We start from the raw sequence: 16,063 nt of genomic DNA, 5'->3' as shown, positions 1-16,063 counted from the left end.
ACTGTTTTGAAAACAAACAAAAATATTTTGGAAATTGCCAAAAAAACAATCCTATCTGAAAGCAAATCTATAGCGAAACTGGCTGATTTACTAACAGATGACTTTGTAAAAGCTACAGAAATAATTTTCAATTCCAAAGGCAGATTGATTGTCACGGGTATTGGAAAAAGTGCCATTATCGCACAAAAAATTGTAGCAACAATGAATTCTACAGGAACACCATCGCTATTTTTGCATGCATCTGAAGCAATTCATGGCGATTTAGGCATGGTTCAACCCGAAGATGTGGTGATTTGTATTTCAAAAAGTGGCAACAGTCCCGAAATTAAAGTTTTGGTTCCAATAGTAAAACATTTCGGAAATACTTTAATTGCAATTACCGGAAATACGACTTCATTTCTTGCAAAAGGTGCCGATTTTATTTTAGATACAACTATAGATTCTGAATCGTGTCCTAATAATTTAGCACCTACAAATAGTACCACCGCACAATTGGTTATGGGCGATGCACTTGCGGTTTGTTTGATGGAACTTCGTGAATTCAATCCGCAAGATTTTGCAAAATACCATCCTGGTGGCGCATTGGGGAAAAAATTATTACTTCGCGTGGGCGATATGCTCGATCAAAGTCACAAACCTGAAGTTTCACCTGAAACAAATATCAAAAAAGTAATTTTTGAAATTTCAGAAAAACGTCTTGGTGTTACGGCCGTTATCGAAAATAATAAAGTAATCGGAATAATTACGGACGGAGATATTCGTAGAATGCTGAATAATAACGATACCTTTGCACACTTAACCGCAAAAGATATTATGACAAAAAGCCCTAAAATGATTCAATTATCAGCTATGGTAACGGATGCTTTAAATATTTTGGAGGATTTTTCAATTACACAATTGGTAGTTCTTGAAAAGGAAGAATACAAAGGTGTATTGCATTTACATGATATTTTAAAAGAAGGAATTGTGTAATGGCAAAAAAAGCGTTGAATGAAATGTCGTTTTTAGATCATCTTGAGGAGTTAAGATGGCTGTTGGTTCGAAGTACTTCGGCAGTATTAATTATGGCAGTGGTTACTTATTTTTTCAGTGATTTTATTTTTGACACTATAATATTCGCACCCACTAGCCCTAGTTTTTTTACGTACACTTTTTTCTGTGAATTATCCCATAGTGTTGGTTTTGCAGACAGCATTTGCATTACTGAATTGCCTTTCATAATTCAGAATACAGATATGGAAGGACAAGTAAACATGTTTATTTGGACGTGTATTACTGCGGGATTCATACTTGCATTCCCTTATATTTTATGGGAACTTTGGAAGTTTATAAGCCCTGCATTATATGAAAAAGAAAGAAAAAATGTACGCGTATTTATATTTGTTGCCTCCATATTATTTTTCTTGGGAGTATTATTTGGGTATTATGTAATTGTTCCAATGTCGATCAATTTCTGTGCAACTTTCTCAATTAGTAAAATGGTACAAAATCAGTTTACAATTGATTCTTATATTGGAATGATGAAAACATCGGTGATTGCAAGTGGATTATTTTTTGAATTACCAGTAATTATATATTTCTTGACAAAATTAGGATTGGTAACACCAACATTTTTACGAAAATATAGAAAATATTCAGTGGTTGTAGTATTGCTAATCGCAGCAATTGTTACGCCTCCAGATGTGGTTAGTCAAATTATTGTTGCTATTCCAATGTTACTAATATACGAAGCAAGTATCTTCATCTCGGTATTTGTATATAAAAATAAAAATAAAAAAAATGTCTGATATCCTTACTGAATTCAATGATTACCGCACAAAAATGAACGAAAAGTTATTGGCTGACAATAACAAAATCGTAAAGAGAATTTTCAATTTAGACACTAATGCGTATGCCGCAGGAGCGCTTGATGTGAAAACAAAAGAGCTTTTGGGACTCGTTGCATCGGCGGTTTTGCGCTGCGATGATTGTGTGAAATACCACCTTGAAACGAGTTTTAAAGAAGGTGTTTCTAAAGAAGAAATGATGGAAGCAATGGGAATTGCAACTTTAGTAGGCGGAACAATTGTGATTCCTCATTTGCGAAGAGCGTATGAGTTTTGGGAAGCTCTTGAAGAGAATAAATAAATGTTAATGTGTTGATTTGGTTCTTTGGTTATTCGTTAATTTGCGAATATCAATTAACCAGATTAACAAATAACCAACAATAAATGATACTAAGAGCAGAAAATTTAGTCAAAACCTACAAAGGTCGAAGTGTTGTAAAAGGGATTTCTGTGGAAGTAAATCAAGGAGAAATCATTGGTTTATTAGGTCCAAATGGCGCTGGAAAAACGACTTCTTTTTATATGATTGTGGGATTGGTAAAACCAAATGCGGGAAATATTTATCTTGATGATATGAATATTACTGATTATCCAATGTACAAAAGGGCGCAACAAGGAATTGGATATTTGGCACAAGAAGCTTCTATTTTTAGGAAATTGAGTGTGGAAGATAATATTTTGAGTGTTTTACAACTTACAAAACACACCAAAGCAGAACAAGAAGCCAAAATGGAAAGCTTAATTGCTGAATTTGGTTTGAATCATATTCGCACGAATCGTGGCGATTTACTTTCGGGTGGCGAACGCCGTAGAACTGAAATTGCCCGTTGTTTGGCTACAGATCCAAAATTTATTTTATTAGACGAACCTTTCGCAGGTGTTGACCCTGTTGCCGTGGAAGACATTCAAAGAATTGTAGCGCAATTAAAAAATAAGAATATTGGAATTCTAATTACCGACCATAATGTTCAAGAAACATTGGCAATTACGGATAAAACCTATTTGATGTTTGAAGGTGGAATCCTAAAAGCAGGAACTCCAGAAGAATTAGTGGAAGATGAAATGGTGCGTCGCGTTTATCTTGGTCAGAATTTTGAATTGCGTAAAAAGAAATTGGAATTTTAGTGTGAGTTTATTAAAAATACAACACAAATTATCACAGATTTTTTAAAACTCAAATGAACTTATATGCCTTAAATGGTGAAAAAACTATGCTTTTTTACCTGTAATCAAATTCATAATTACAGACAAGAACACATAAAATACAATTACCAAAGCGACTCCCGAAAACTGAAATAACACTAATAAAACCAGTGAAATCAGTACGAATACAATTTGCAATACATTATCCTTAAAGTTAAATTTCTTAATTTTTAATGCAAATAATGGAATTTCAGCATTTAAAATATAAGCACTTAAAAGAGTTATCACTAATAAAAACCCATTGTTAGTCAATAATTCTAAGGCAATCAAAGAATCTGAATGTTTTACAATTAAAGGCAAACTCAAAATAAACAGCGCATTGGCAGGTGTTGGTAATCCAATAAAAAAATCGGTTTGACGAGTATCAATATTGAAATTCGCCAAACGATAGCAAGATCCCAACGTAATTATAAATCCTAAATAAGGGAAATACGCTAACGACGGATTGGAATTTACACTATTGGAAAGCATCGTAAACATAATATATCCGGGTACAACACCGCTGGTAACCATATCTGCCAAAGAATCCAATTGCAAACCTAGCGGACTTGAAACTTTGAACAATCGTGCGAAAAAACCATCGAAAAAATCGAATAAAATTCCCAAGCACACGAAATAGAACGCCATTTCAAAATTCTCTTTCACAGCAAAAACTAAGGCAATACAACCACAAAATAGATTGAGAAGCGTTATTATATTTGGAATGTGTCTTTTTATAGTCATTGATATATTTGTTTTATAGTAACAAAGAACGCAAATTTAATACAATAACTTACAGACAAGTGCGTTTTTAGAATAGATTTTTAAAGTAATCCGAAACATTTGCTTTTATTTAGAAAAACAAAGTAGGAACATCAGTAAAAATGTATATTTTTGGTAAAAAATCACAGCCTTTATATTTGTAAATTGATTTTAATTTGAAAAATAACTTCCTCATACTATTTGCACTTACCACCACCTTAAGTCTTGCACAAACGGCGAGGAAATATTCCAATGAATTCATGAATATTGGTGTCGATGCCGCAGCTTTAGGAATGTCAAATGCTGTAACAGCAAGCTCAAACGACGTAAATTCGGGTTATTGGAATCCTGCGGGACTCATCGGATTGGAAGACAAACAAGTTTCTTTGATGCACGCCAGTTATTTTGCCAATATCGCGCAATACGATTATGCTGCTTATGCAACGCCCATCGACGACCAAAGTGCGTGGGGAATTTCCATGATTCGTTTTGGCGTGGACAACATTATGAATACCACACAACTAATTGACAGCCAAGGAAATATTGATTACAATAGAATCAGTCTTTTTTCAACTGCCGATTATGGAATGACCTTTTCGTATGCTAGAAAACTGCAACTTCCAGGTTTTCAATATGGTGTAAGCTCAAAAATTATCCGAAGAATTATTGGTCAATTTGCTAGTTCTTGGGGTTTTGGTTTTGATGTTGGATTGCAATTCACGAGAAACGATTGGAAATTCGGTTTGATGCTTCGAGACATTACCACAACCTATAATGTTTGGTCTATAGATGAAGCCGCATACAATTCGATTAAAGATGCTATTGGAGGACAAAATCAAGCACTTCCCGAAAATACTGAAATAACATTACCAAAAGCACAATTTGGAATGTCAAAAAAATTTGAATTCCACAACGATACCAGTCTTTTGGCTGCAGCCAATTTGAATATGAGTTTTGCAAGAACCAATGCTATTTTTTCAACAGAAGGATTGAGCGTTGACCCGGCTTTAGGATTTGAATACGGATATACCGATTTGGTTTTTATTCGCGCTGGCGTTGGAAATTTTCAAAATGTGGTGCAAATTGACAACACCAAAAAAGTCGGATTTCAACCCAATGTTGGTTTGGGATTCAAGTACAAAGGAATTCAAATTGATTATGCTTTAACCGATTTAGGAGATCAAAGTGCGGCTTTGTATTCTAATATTTTCTCGGTAAAAGTAGATTTAAATATTTTTAGACAATAATTATTTTTAAAAATGTGCAATAGAAAACTTACTTTATTATTTATTTTACTAGTAATACTATATACTAACAAGGTAAATAGTCAAAAAATCACCCTTTCAAATAATGCCGAAGTAAGTATTATTACTTGCGGAACAGGTGCTGAAATTTACTCTTTATTTGGTCATACCGCCATTAGAATTAACGATGCCGAAAACCACATTGATGAAGTATATAACTACGGTACTTTCGATTTTAGTACCCCAAATTTCTATTTGAAATTTGTAAAAGGGGATTTACAATACTTGGAAACGAGCTGCACTTTTGAAGAATTTTTACAAGAATATTTATATGAAAAAAGAAGTGTTTACGAGCAAATTTTGAACATTTCAAGAAATCAAAAACAAGCGCTTTTTGACTATTTAAATGCTTCTTTACAATCCGAAGAACGATTTTATACGTATAAATTTATCGATAAGAATTGCACAACTATGGTAATAAATGCCATCAATAAAATTCTAGGAAAAGAAGTTATCGTTAAGAATACCAAAGAAGACAAAACCTACAGAGCCATACTATTTCCTTACTTCGAAGGGCATTTCTTCGAGCAATTGGGAACGAGTATTATTTTTGGAACAAAGGTGGATTTGAAAGGGGAAGAGTTGTTTTTACCAGCCGAACTTCAAGAAAGCATCAAGACTATTTCATATAATAATAGACCGCTTTGTAAGGAAAATAGAAAAATATTGGAGTTTGAAAAGGAGGAAGTGCCTTTTTCGTGGTGGAATAATTATTATGCTTTTTGTTTGCTGTTTGCTTTGGTAGTAATTGCAAATAAAAATGCTGTTTACAAAACCTACTTCATAGCATTAGGGCTGCTTGGTTTATTTTTCATATTTGCTGGATTTTACTCTTTACACAAAGAGTTAGCAAACAATTACAATATCTTATTATTCAATCCGATATTGTTTTTGGTGGTGTATTTTCAAATAAAAAACAATAGAAAACGGGTTTTAAATACTAGCATATTAAGTATTTTATGCTTGTTGACGTATGTCTTTATCCTTTTGGACAAACCATATTTAATAATTGTATTACCAATGATTATTACGAGTTCTGTCGGCTTGATAAAATTGGCACTAAAAAATAAGAACTAAAAAAAACATTTTCGTCCGATAAAAAAATGTGTAGTCCCTACGGGACAAAAATCAACTTTATAACTATTTATTTACCAACATATAATCTCTACGAGATATACTCCGATAGGAGTTAAATGTCGGTAGAATAATAAGAAGTGTTACCCATAAAAATGTCCCGTAGGGACTATACTTTTTGGGGTTGCCTTACATTATATGGTTTCTGTCGGACAACAATGAAAAAAACAGTATCCTAAGAATACTGTTTTTTATAATAGTTGGCATATTCGCCAGAAGTAACATTTTTGAGCCACGTTTCATTGTTCAAATACCAAGCTACGGTTCGCTCCAGGCCTTGTTCGAAGGTCACCGAAGGCTTCCAACCCAGTTCTTGATTTATTTTTGTAGCATCAATAGCATACCGCAAATCATGCCCCGGACGGTCTTTTACATAAGAAATCAAACCCTCCGATGTACCTGAAACACGTCCTAATTTTACATCCATAATTTGGCAAAGTAATTTGACCAAATCTATATTTTGCCACTCATTGAAACCCCCAATATTATAGGTGTCATGGTTTTTACCTTCATGAAATACCAAATCAATAGCCACCGCATGGTCTTCTACAAACAGCCAATCACGAGTATATTTTCCATCACCGTAAACGGGCAAAGGTTTGTTATTGATAATATTATTAATAAAAAGTGGTATTAATTTTTCAGGGAAATGGTTAGGTCCATAATTGTTAGAGCAATTCGTAATCACATAAGGCAAACCATACGTTTCTCCATAGGCTCTCACAAAATGATCGGAACTTGCTTTGGAGGCAGAATACGGAGAGTTCGGGTCGTAAGCAGTCGTTTCAGTAAACAAACCTTCAGCTCCTAAGCTTCCATAAACCTCATCGGTACTGATATGATAAAATCGCTTTCCTGCTTCGTTACCTTTCCATTGTTTTCTAGCTGCATTTAGCAAATTCATGGTTCCAATAACATTCGTTTTCACAAACGACAACGGGTCTTCAATAGAACGATCCACGTGTGATTCAGCCGCGAGATGCAAAATACCATCAAAATGATGAGTTTCGAATAAAGTGGTTATGAATTGTTCGTCAACAATATCGCCTTTTATAAAAGTATAATTGAAATTATTTTCAATATCCGCAATGTTTTCTAAATTTCCTGCATAAGTCAAGGCATCCAAATTAAAAATTTGATAGTTCGAATACTTGGTAACAAACCGACGTACAACATGGGAACCTATAAATCCAGCCCCACCAGTAATGAGTATTTTCTTCATTTATTTATTTATAAAATTATAAATTAAGTAGTAAGTGTGATAAAGTGTCGTATTTTAAAATATGAAAATCACCGTAACTGACTGATTTTTAATAGTTTTTTACTATTTCTAGACTTTTGACTTTACGACATTAAAACTTTCGACTTACTTATTAACTGCCAATGCATTGATAAACAAAGCCGATTTCAGTCAGTTTTTTTCTGTCTAAAACATTCCTACCATCAAAAACAAAAGCTGGTTTTTGCATGGCGTCGTATATTTTTTGCCAATCGTAAGTTTGAAATTCATCCCATTCCGTCAAAACTGCAATAGCGTGGGCATTTTTACACGTTTCATAAGGCTCTTCATAAACGGTGATTCCTTTTCGATTGGTTTCCGAAGTTCGTGTTTCCAAATAATCCAAATCGGCTAGGATTTTTTTCTCGGAAACCTTAGGGTCAAAAACAGCGATGTTTGCCTCTTCGTTCAACAGTTGATCGGCTACATAAATAGCGGCTGATTCTCTAGTATCATTCGTATCTTTTTTGAATGCCCATCCCAGAAAAGCAATTTTTTTACCAGAAATAGTATTGTAAAGCGTTGTAATTATATTTTTAGAAAACCTGTCTTTTTGATGGTCATTCATAATAATCACTTGCTCCCAATAATCGGCAACTTTATTCAACCCAAAAGATTTAGATATATAAACCAAGTTTAAAATATCTTTTTGAAAACAAGAACCCCCAAAACCTACTGAAGCTTTCAAGAATTTGGAGCCAATTCTACTGTCCATTCCAATAGCTTTTGCCACTTCATTTATATCGGCACCCGTTTTTTCACACAATTCTGACATGGCATTTATGGACGAGATCCGTTGAGCTAAAAAAGCATTGGCAGTAAGTTTTGACAATTCCGACGACCATAAATTGGTAGTTAAAATTTGTGCTGCAGGAACCCAATTCGAATAAATAGAAACTAATTTTTGTATTGCTATTTGCCCCTCTTCGGAACTATCTCCACCAATTAACACCCTGTCTGGATTTAATAAATCTTGAACAGCCGTTCCTTCTGCAAGAAATTCAGGATTGGAAAGTATTTGAAATTTAACTCCATTACCCGTTTTGTCTAAGATACTTTTTATGGCTTCTGCCGTTCGAACGGGTAACGTTGATTTTTCAACAACAATTTTATCATTTTTAGCAATTTTGGCAATTTGTCTGGCGCAAAGTTCGATGTATTTTAAATCTGAGGCCATGCCTTTTCCAGCACCGTAGGTTTTTGTTGGAGTATTTACCGATATAAATATCAGCTGCGCTTCATCAATAGCAGTTTCAACATCGGTAGAGAAAAATAAATTTCTATTTCTTGCCTCTGCTACAATAGCTCCTAATCCAGGTTCGTAAATTGGAATATTGTCTGGATTTGGATCATTCCATGCCGCAATTCTTTCTGCGTTTAAATCGACAACGGTAACTTGAATGTGGGGACATTTTTGAGCGATAATAGCCATTGTAGGCCCGCCAACATAACCCGCTCCGATGCAACAAATTTTAGTAATTTCCATCTATAGTTGTTCTATTTTATTTTTAATACTGTATAAATTATGAATTTAAATACAACTTCTTACTTATTATTAAAGGAATTCTCAAAAGGAATTCTTTGCACAATACTCCTCCCTAAAGTAACCTCGTCTGCATATTCTAATTCATCGCCAACAGAAATTCCTCTGGCAATAGTAGAAGTGATAATAGCACACTCTTTAATTTGTTTATAAATATAGAAATTAGTGGTATCGCCCTCCATGGTAGAGCTTAACGCAAATATCAATTCCTCAACAGCTCCCGATTTAACTTTTTCTACAAGTGAATTAATCTTCAACTGACTTGGTCCTACTCCGTCCATTGGAGATATTTTCCCTCCTAGAACGTGATAAATTCCTCTATATTGCCCTGTGTTTTCAATTGCCATAACATCTCGAACATCTTCGACAACACATATTATTTGATGATTTCTTTTTGCATTCGAACAAATTTCACAACGGGCTACATCCGAAATGTTATTACAACTGTCACAAAATTGAATTTCTTCCCGCATTTTTGTTAATGCCTGAGACAAAAACAGTGTTTGCTCTTTCGGCTGCTTTAATAAATGCAAAAGCAATCTCAAAGCGGTACGTTTACCAATTCCTGGCAATTGCGCCATCTCATTCACAGCGGCTTCTAATAATTTTGACGAAAATTCCATGGTGCAAATGTAGTAAAATTGTTTATTTATAAAATTAAGTTTCCCTATTTTACTAATTGAATTTACAATAAAATGCAATTTATATTATAGTATAAACTGTATATTTGTAAAAAAATAACAACGTGTTTTCATTATTTAAATCCAATCCAAAACTATCTGAATTAATCCCTGAAGGAACGGTAGATATTCATTCGCATCTATTACCAGGTATTGATGATGGCGCTGAAAGTATTTCGCAGACCACCCAATTATTAGAAGGTCTTCAAAATATTGGTTTTTCTAAATGTATAACCACTCCACATACCCTTCCAGAAATATGGGATAATACTGCTAGTGGAATAAACGAGACTTTTAAAAATACAAAACAGAATTTAGAAGAACCATTTCGAACGATGCTACATCACGTTGCCTCAGAATACATGATAAATGAAGCGTTCTTGCACCGTTTGCAATCGGAACCTCTATTAACTATTAAAGATAATATTGTTCTAATAGAAATGTCCTATATGAATCCACCATTGGCTTTAAAAGATATTATTTTTGAAATTCATCTTAAAGGATATCAACCTTTATTAGCGCATCCGGAGCGTTATTTTTTTTATCATCAAAATACAAAGATGTATAAAACCTTAAAAGACCTTGACGTAAAGTTTCAATTGAATTTATTGTCGAGTGTGGGTTATTATGGGTCTTCAGTGGCAAATGTTGCAGATTTTTTATTGAAAGAAAATTATATTGATTTTGTAGGTTCGGATGTGCATCATCAAAAACACGTGGCTGCATTTGGGAATAAAATTATCTTTAAATCGGAAGCCCAACTTTGCCGTGCGATTGAAAAAAACTCTTTTTTTATTTAATCAACCATTCTTAGATAATTTATCAAATACTAAGGATTATCCGTTATGCCCCTTTTCGCAGAAGTATAATCATACTATGTCCAAACGTTTACCCATTATGGCACCTTTTACTTTGGTGAAGGCTGGGGAGAGGATTCCTACCATTACTAAACGTTTACCCACTATGGAATCTTCCCTTCGGAGAGGCATCATCATACTACGTCTAAACGTTTAACCCATTATGGCACCCTTTCCTTCGGAGAGGGCTGGGGAGAGGATTTACCTTCCGTTCTGGCTAGGCTGGGGAGAGGATTTACCTCTTCAACCAACTAAGCCATTTATTCCTTTTTGATTTTTTTGTTGTACCATCATCCTCGCCATAGCCGTAGCCATAGCCATAATTATAGCCATAGCCGTACCCATAACTATAACCATATCCATACCCTTTCGCGCCTCCTACATTATTTATTACATAGGCCATGTTTTTTAATTTACCTTGCAATTTTAAATTTCTGGAATACGGTAACAATGTCTTATCGGTATGATCTGCCCTAGTAACATATACCGTTAAATCTGACAATTGAGAAATCAACAACGTATCGGTAACCAATATCGTAGGAGCAGTATCCACAACAATATAGTCGTACTCTTTTTTCAAAATAGTTAATAAATCTTCAAAACGACCATTTGATAATAATTCAGCTGGATTTGGAGGAACAGAACCTGCAAAAATTATATTTAAAAAAGAATTATTGAATACGTCTTTATTAATTAACCCTTTCCAATCGGTACTATTGTCATATAAATAATTAGACAATCCTATCCGACTTTTAGTAATCTGCAAATATTTATGCAACTGCGGATTTCTTAAATCCGCCCCCACTAACAGTACTTTTTTATCCATCGAAGCCAAAATCAAAGCCAAATTTAAAGAAACAAAAGTTTTTCCTTCCCCTTTTATTGACGACGCTGTAAAAATAACAGGGCATTCTCCTTCTTTTTTTAAAGGAATTAAATAGTTGATATTGGTACGCAAAATTCTAAAAGATTCAGCTAGAACGGAGCGATCATTCATAGAAATAATTCTTTTGTCTTCATCTATAAATGGAATCTCCCCTACGATAGGAATATCCGGTGCCAAACGCTCAAAATCAAGTTTACTGTGTATCTTAGTATCCAATAAAAACAAGATATACACAATTGCAAATGGAATCAATAAACCTATCAATAAAGCGGCAAAAAAGATTGCACTTCGTTTAGGAGCAATTGGATTTAAATTGGTTAAGGCATAATCTACTATTTTTATAGAAGGCGTGGTAATGGCCTTGGTTACCGCGGCTTCTTCCCGCTTTTGCAATAAAAACAAATACAATGTTTCCTTAATATTTTGCTGGCGCTCAATCGACCGCAATATTTTTTCTTTGCCAGGAATACTACTAAACACATTGGTATTGTCCTGATTTAACGATTTTATATTCGTAATAGAAACCGAAAGTTGCTTCTGAAGTACGCGAATAGAATACAAGATATTTTGCTTTAGCTCTACTAATTTATCCGAAAATTCTACTACCATGGGGTTTTTTAAACCCGCACTAAGCAATAATTTACTGCGTTCTAAAACAGCTTTGTTGTAATCGGTGATTAAAGAATTGATGTTTTCATTATCAATACCTATGTTAGAGGGCAACATCTCGTAGGCACTATCTTTTTTCAAGGTGTCTTCTAACAATTTTGCTAAGGCTATTTGCGTTTCTAAACTATAATATTGCCCTTCTGTTAGTGATTTTTTTGTAACCGTTATTCTAGCATCTTCCTGTAAATAGCTTAGTTTGTTATCTTTCTTATAAATTTGTTTTTGATTTTCAATAGAGTCCAATTCACTGCTCAGGTAAACAAAGCGCTCATTCACAAAGTCAATGGTGCGTTGAGAAATCAATTGCCTATCGGCAACCCCGTCCCGATTGAATTCATCAATAACGGCATCTATAACGGCCTCTGATTTGTCTTGGTTTTCACCTGTTAATGTCATCGAAAGCACTTCGCTCATTTTTCCTGTACTTGCCAATAGTAGCCCATTGGACAAACTCTCGACTACATTTTGTAATGGTGTTCGGATGACTTTATATTTATTAGATCCGGCATTTATTAGAGAAAAATCATCATCTAAAACCAACATAAACTGCTGCCCATTAATTGAATTTTTTTGTCCGTAAGGGTAAAGTTTTTCAGAAACATTATCTTCTGAAACCAATTTAAAACCCTTACTTTCTAATTCAAAAACTCCCACAAAGTTTCGCGAATTGGCACTGTCTTTTGCATCCAACCAAATTACTTTGAAGGGTTTGTTTTTCCAAAGTTCCGAACTTTTAACTTTTCCTTCAGAATAATAAGTGGTGGTGAGGTCCAATGCCAATGCTACTCGACTTAAAAGACGGTGGGATTTTATGACCTCAATTTCATTGTCAATATTAACTTTGGAATTAGAAAATAAAGCGGTAACATCGCTTGGCAATTTCATTCCTCCTTTTGAATTGTCTAAGATTTTTATTTTGGCCGTAGTTTGATAAATTACTGGCGCATATCGTAAATACGAATAGGCGGCAAACAGGCTGATTACTACTCCAACAACAAACCATTTCCAATAAAATATGTATTTGAAAAGGATTTCTTTAATGTTGATTTCCTCGACGCCTGTAGTGCTATTTGTGTTTTCCATTAAAATTATCGGGTTAATAAAACAAAGGTGGTTAATAAAATTGAGAATACCGAAAGCACAGTACTAGTATTTCCAATGAATCCTGCACTTTTCACTTTAACATTGTTCGGCGTCACATAGATAACATCATTTTGCTTGATATTGTAATACGGAGACGTAAACCAGTCGGATTTGGTTAAATCAATTTTGTGGTAGTTCCGAACTCCTTGCTCTTCTCGAATAAGCAAAACTTCTTTTCTATTGGCTTCAATAGTAACATCTCCAGCATAGCCTAAAGCTTGCGGCAAAGAAATGGATTGTTCGGTATAAGTGTAGGTTCCAGGCAATTTCACCTCTCCCAATACAGTGATTTTAGCATTTAAAATACGAACCGTAACTGTAGGGTTTTTAAGGTGCCCGTTGTTCTCAAGAACAGCAACAAGCTCTTTCTCTAATTCGGCCGTTGTTTTGCCACTTGCCACTATAGCACCAAGTACTGGCAAATTAATTTTACCTTCTTCGGACACTAAATGACCTTGAAATTTCATCAGTTCAATACTAGGAAGTGTAGTCATACTAGAAACGGAGTTGTACGGAATAGCCGATTCAGGATTTAATGTACTTATTTTCACATCTAAAATATCATTGATTTGAATTTTAGGAAGCGAATATAGAACCTTATTCTGTGCGCTTTCTTGAATGTCTCCGAATAATATAATGTCTTTTTTAGAGGCACAAGAGAAAAAGAATACTAAGGTGATAAGTAAAAGAGGGATTGTCGTGCTAAATTTATATTTCATTTTTAATGCTGGTTGATTTATTTTAATTTAATTTTTGCAATTTCCATTGCTTTTGCTAAACATCTAACTTATTGTATTCAGAATTCATACTCATAAATTCAGGAATTATGCATTTCATTTTTAAAACCACAGCATTACTGTCCGATGTAGTAGCCAAAACAATTAATTCATCAATGTATTTTGAAAGTATGGAGTAGTCTTTACAAATATCTTCTGCAATCGTTATTTTATCATGATATGTGGCTATTGTTTTAGAAGTGTCATTTAGTAATTCTTCGAAAAGCTTTTCTCCTGGGCGTAAACCTACAATTTTAATTTTAATATCTTCATCAGGAACCAAACCTGCCAATAGTATCATTTTTTTTGCTAGGTCAATAATTTTTACAGGCTCACCCATATCAAAAATAAATATTTCGCCTCCTTTACCCATTGCAGCTGCTTCAAGAACCAATTGGCAGGCTTCGGGTATAGTCATAAAATAGCGGATAATTTCAGGATGCGTGATGGTGATAGGCCCACCATTTTTTATTTGTTCTGTAAATAAAGGAACAACGGAACCATTAGACCCTAGCACATTTCCAAAACGCGTGGTAATGAACTTTGTTTTAAAATCTTTTTCTCCTTTTAAATTAAAAAATAAAGATTGTATGTATTTTTCTGCTATTCTTTTGCTGGCGCCCATCACGTTGCTTGGATTCACGGCTTTATCTGTGGAAACATACACAAAATTTGTCACGCCAAATTCTACTGATAAATCGGCGGTATTTTTCGTTCCCAATACATTCGCAAAAATGGCTTGTGCCGGATTGTCTTCCATCATTGGTACATGCTTGTATGCCGCAGCGTGAAAAACAATTTCAGGTTTATAAAGACTAAATATCTCTTTTAATGTTTCTTTGTTTCTAATATCACAGATAATTGTTCGTAAATTAGTTTCCGAAATTAACTGCTCTATTTCTGATTTCAAATGATGCAACGGAGTTTCTGCTTGATCTAATAAAATTATTTTTTTAGGATTAAAACTGATGGCTTGTCTGACGATTTCACTGCCAATAGATCCTGCGGCACCCGTAATTAGGATTGTTTTATTGTGTAATTCCTTTGCAATTGCTTTTTTATCTAAAACTATACTATTCCTATCTAATAGCTCATCAATCTCAAAATTAATTATTTTGTTGGAAACATCCGTTTCGCTTTTCAAATCCTTAATTTTTGGCACTGTAAAAACCTTTATATTATGTTCCAAGCAATCCTCTACTATACTTATTTTTTCTTGTTTTGTCAGCGTTTCGTCAGCGATAATTAAAGCATTAGCTTTTACTGAACTTAATACTTTGGAAATCTTATTTTTGACATTTAAAATTGGAATATCTAAAATTCGTTTATCCGAATTTTGATTTTTTTTATCTATAAAACCAACAATATTAAATCGAATGGGTTTTTCGGTGTTCAATGAATTTATTACGGCCAATACATTGAAATCAGCTCCGTAAATTACGGCTTTTAATACATTTGAACTATTGTTTTTTTTATTTAAATTTTCAAAAATAATTTTAATGAAAATTCGAAATGAAATTAAAATTAAAAATGTAAAAATAAAATTGATGAATAATGATGGCAATAAGTATATTTTTTTTCCAATTACAAAATAAGTACTATAGTTTATTACTATTAACGCAAAACAAGAACAGGCTGTTGCATAAAACAATTTTATGGCGTCTACTAAAGTGGAAAGTCGCAAAATTCCCGAATATGTTTTAAATACTAAAAAGAAGATGAAATTCACTAAAATTATTATACTATAACTAGTAGGGACGTCTAGGGTTGTATAGAAAGTTACTTTGAGGCTTAGTATTAATAAAAAAGTCATTGCGGAGGCGAAAATTGTCAAAAAAACATCTATAAATAAAATGATTAACCTAGGCATATAATTCAAATTATATACGTAGAGTTTTGTATTACTGTAAAAGGCTGATATAATTTTTTTCATATTTTAGATTAGCATATTTAAATAAATCTTAAATATAGGTATAGGCGCTTTAGTCGCACTCGTTAGTGACTGATTTTATTGAAATTACT

14 protein-coding genes are annotated in these 16,063 nt (G+C 33.7%); 7 read left to right on the top strand and 7 right to left on the bottom strand.

Going from position 1 to position 16,063, the window contains the following annotated elements:
* Positions 1 to 6 precede the first annotated feature (6 nt).
* From AC9UEH_RS08245 to lptB, 4 genes are all read left to right on the top strand, one after another.
* Positions 7 to 972, top strand: coding sequence for a KpsF/GutQ family sugar-phosphate isomerase (locus AC9UEH_RS08245; RefSeq protein WP_509530659.1), 966 nt, complete (start codon positions 7 to 9; stop codon positions 970 to 972).
* The gene (gene tatC / locus AC9UEH_RS08240) at positions 972 to 1,787 is read left to right on the top strand and encodes a twin-arginine translocase subunit TatC (protein ID WP_509530657.1); all 816 of its coding nucleotides are present in this window, start codon (positions 972 to 974) and stop codon (positions 1,785 to 1,787) included. The genes AC9UEH_RS08245 and tatC overlap by 1 nt, the downstream gene beginning before the upstream one ends.
* Positions 1,780 to 2,127, top strand: a complete 348-nt coding sequence (locus AC9UEH_RS08235) for a carboxymuconolactone decarboxylase family protein (protein WP_509530656.1) — start codon at positions 1,780 to 1,782, stop codon at positions 2,125 to 2,127. Before tatC ends, AC9UEH_RS08235 begins: the two co-directional genes overlap by 8 nt.
* An 83-nt stretch (positions 2,128 to 2,210) precedes the next feature.
* The gene (gene lptB, locus AC9UEH_RS08230; RefSeq protein WP_509530655.1) at positions 2,211 to 2,951 is read left to right on the top strand and encodes an LPS export ABC transporter ATP-binding protein; all 741 of its coding nucleotides are present in this window, start codon (positions 2,211 to 2,213) and stop codon (positions 2,949 to 2,951) included.
* An 84-nt stretch (positions 2,952 to 3,035) separates the two neighbouring features.
* On the opposite strand, the gene AC9UEH_RS08225 is transcribed toward lptB, so the two are convergent.
* Positions 3,036 to 3,752, bottom strand: coding sequence for a CDP-alcohol phosphatidyltransferase family protein (locus AC9UEH_RS08225; protein WP_509530653.1), 717 nt, complete (start codon positions 3,750 to 3,752; stop codon positions 3,036 to 3,038).
* 194 nt (positions 3,753 to 3,946) lie between these two features.
* Here AC9UEH_RS08225 and AC9UEH_RS08220 point away from each other — a divergent pair, with 194 nt between their 5' ends.
* Both AC9UEH_RS08220 and AC9UEH_RS08215 read left to right on the top strand, forming a co-directional pair.
* Positions 3,947 to 5,017 carry a putative type IX sorting system protein PorV2 gene (locus AC9UEH_RS08220; RefSeq protein ID WP_509530651.1) on the top strand — a complete coding sequence of 357 codons (1,071 nt, stop codon included), beginning with the start codon at positions 3,947 to 3,949 and terminating at the stop codon, positions 5,015 to 5,017.
* 12 nt (positions 5,018 to 5,029) lie between these two features.
* On the top strand, positions 5,030 to 6,151 hold the full coding sequence (locus AC9UEH_RS08215; RefSeq protein ID WP_509530649.1) for a lipoprotein N-acyltransferase Lnb domain-containing protein: 1,122 nt from the start codon (positions 5,030 to 5,032) through the stop codon (positions 6,149 to 6,151).
* 232 nt (positions 6,152 to 6,383) lie between these two features.
* Here AC9UEH_RS08215 and rfbB read toward each other — a convergent pair whose 3' ends face one another.
* The 3 genes from rfbB to recR all read right to left on the bottom strand — a co-directional run bounded on the left by rfbB (position 6,384) and on the right by recR (position 9,653).
* Positions 6,384 to 7,430: a dTDP-glucose 4,6-dehydratase gene (gene rfbB, locus AC9UEH_RS08210; RefSeq protein ID WP_509530647.1), complete on the bottom strand. Its 1,047-nt coding sequence runs from the start codon at positions 7,428 to 7,430 to the stop codon at positions 6,384 to 6,386.
* 151 nt (positions 7,431 to 7,581) lie between these two features.
* Entirely contained in the window at positions 7,582 to 8,973 is a 1,392-nt protein-coding gene (locus AC9UEH_RS08205) for a UDP-glucose 6-dehydrogenase (RefSeq protein WP_509530645.1), read from the bottom strand.
* Positions 8,974 to 9,032: 59 nt separating this feature from the next.
* The gene (gene recR / locus AC9UEH_RS08200; RefSeq protein ID WP_509530643.1) at positions 9,033 to 9,653 is read right to left on the bottom strand and encodes a recombination mediator RecR; all 621 of its coding nucleotides are present in this window, start codon (positions 9,651 to 9,653) and stop codon (positions 9,033 to 9,035) included.
* A 122-nt stretch (positions 9,654 to 9,775) separates the two neighbouring features.
* On the opposite strand from recR, the gene AC9UEH_RS08195 reads away from it, so the two are divergent.
* Positions 9,776 to 10,510 carry a tyrosine-protein phosphatase gene (locus AC9UEH_RS08195; protein WP_509530641.1) on the top strand — a complete coding sequence of 245 codons (735 nt, stop codon included), beginning with the start codon at positions 9,776 to 9,778 and terminating at the stop codon, positions 10,508 to 10,510.
* Positions 10,511 to 10,802: 292 nt separating this feature from the next.
* Here the strand turns inward: AC9UEH_RS08195 and AC9UEH_RS08190 are convergent, their stop codons facing one another.
* The 3 genes from AC9UEH_RS08190 to AC9UEH_RS08180 are packed head-to-tail and all read right to left on the bottom strand — an operon-like array spanning position 10,803 to position 15,974.
* Positions 10,803 to 13,205 (bottom strand): GumC family protein, encoded by a 2,403-nt coding sequence (locus AC9UEH_RS08190; protein WP_509530639.1) that lies wholly within the window; start codon positions 13,203 to 13,205, stop codon positions 10,803 to 10,805.
* Between the two features lie 5 nt (positions 13,206 to 13,210).
* Positions 13,211 to 13,984 carry a polysaccharide biosynthesis/export family protein gene (locus tag AC9UEH_RS08185; RefSeq protein ID WP_509530637.1) on the bottom strand — a complete coding sequence of 258 codons (774 nt, stop codon included), beginning with the start codon at positions 13,982 to 13,984 and terminating at the stop codon, positions 13,211 to 13,213.
* A 55-nt stretch (positions 13,985 to 14,039) separates the two neighbouring features.
* Positions 14,040 to 15,974, bottom strand: coding sequence for a polysaccharide biosynthesis protein (locus tag AC9UEH_RS08180; RefSeq protein WP_509530635.1), 1,935 nt, complete (start codon positions 15,972 to 15,974; stop codon positions 14,040 to 14,042).
* Positions 15,975 to 16,063 lie beyond the last annotated feature (89 nt).

Origin of the sequence: Flavobacterium sp. (assembly GCF_040402835.1) — a bacterium.
Taxonomy (GTDB): domain Bacteria; phylum Bacteroidota; class Bacteroidia; order Flavobacteriales; family Flavobacteriaceae; genus Flavobacterium.
Note: the sequence above shows the minus strand (reverse complement) of the source record. Positions and strands in the feature narration are given on the sequence as shown.

What these genes read in the sequence shown, in the direction of transcription:
- lptB (WP_509530655.1), top strand. Translation starts at nt 2,211, where the DNA reads ATGATACTAAGAGCAGAAAATTTAGTCAAAACCTACAAAGGTCGAAGT.
- recR (WP_509530643.1), bottom strand. Translation starts at nt 9,653, where the DNA reads ATGGAATTTTCGTCAAAATTATTAGAAGCCGCTGTGAATGAGATGGCG.
- rfbB (WP_509530647.1), bottom strand. Translation starts at nt 7,430, where the DNA reads ATGAAGAAAATACTCATTACTGGTGGGGCTGGATTTATAGGTTCCCAT.
- AC9UEH_RS08185 (WP_509530637.1), bottom strand. Translation starts at nt 13,984, where the DNA reads ATGAAATATAAATTTAGCACGACAATCCCTCTTTTACTTATCACCTTA.
- AC9UEH_RS08180 (WP_509530635.1), bottom strand. Translation starts at nt 15,974, where the DNA reads ATGAAAAAAATTATATCAGCCTTTTACAGTAATACAAAACTCTACGTA.
- AC9UEH_RS08215 (WP_509530649.1), top strand. Translation starts at nt 5,030, where the DNA reads ATGTGCAATAGAAAACTTACTTTATTATTTATTTTACTAGTAATACTA.
- AC9UEH_RS08225 (WP_509530653.1), bottom strand. Translation starts at nt 3,752, where the DNA reads ATGACTATAAAAAGACACATTCCAAATATAATAACGCTTCTCAATCTA.
- AC9UEH_RS08205 (WP_509530645.1), bottom strand. Translation starts at nt 8,973, where the DNA reads ATGGAAATTACTAAAATTTGTTGCATCGGAGCGGGTTATGTTGGCGGG.
- AC9UEH_RS08190 (WP_509530639.1), bottom strand. Translation starts at nt 13,205, where the DNA reads ATGGAAAACACAAATAGCACTACAGGCGTCGAGGAAATCAACATTAAA.
- tatC (WP_509530657.1), top strand. Translation starts at nt 972, where the DNA reads ATGGCAAAAAAAGCGTTGAATGAAATGTCGTTTTTAGATCATCTTGAG.
- AC9UEH_RS08235 (WP_509530656.1), top strand. Translation starts at nt 1,780, where the DNA reads ATGTCTGATATCCTTACTGAATTCAATGATTACCGCACAAAAATGAAC.